This is a genomic window from Salmonella sp. SAL4457, from assembly GCF_046548235.1.
Taxonomy (GTDB): domain Bacteria; phylum Pseudomonadota; class Gammaproteobacteria; order Enterobacterales; family Enterobacteriaceae; genus Salmonella; species Salmonella enterica.
Window position 1 is genome coordinate 1 of the sequence record NZ_JBGDZO010000453.1, and the last position, 273, is coordinate 273.

A 273-nucleotide genomic window follows, 5' to 3' on the forward strand; every position below is an offset into this window, starting at 1 on the left:
TTCCTACACAGTGCCTGCGACCACGCCCCAGGAGGAGCGCAAGGTGATCTTCGCCTCCTCGCTGGGCACGGTCTTCGAGTGGTACGACTTCTTCCTCTACGGCGCCCTGGCGGCGGTGATCAGCAAGCAGTTCTTCGCCGGCGTCAACGACACCACGGCCTTCATCTTCGCCCTGATGGCCTTCGCCGCCGGCTTCCTGGTGCGGCCCTTCGGCGCGCTGGTGTTCGGCCGCCTGGGCGACATGATCGGGCGCAAGTACACCTTCCTGGTGAC

General features: G+C 65.6%; 1 protein-coding gene. It reads left to right on the forward strand.

Features of this window, described 5'->3' with window-relative positions; genetic code table 11:
- Nucleotides 1-43: 43 nt before the first annotated feature.
- Nucleotides 44-273: MFS transporter (locus ACLJNW_RS25015; RefSeq protein ID WP_410961331.1), on the forward strand; the 230-nt coding region annotated here is incomplete at its 3' end.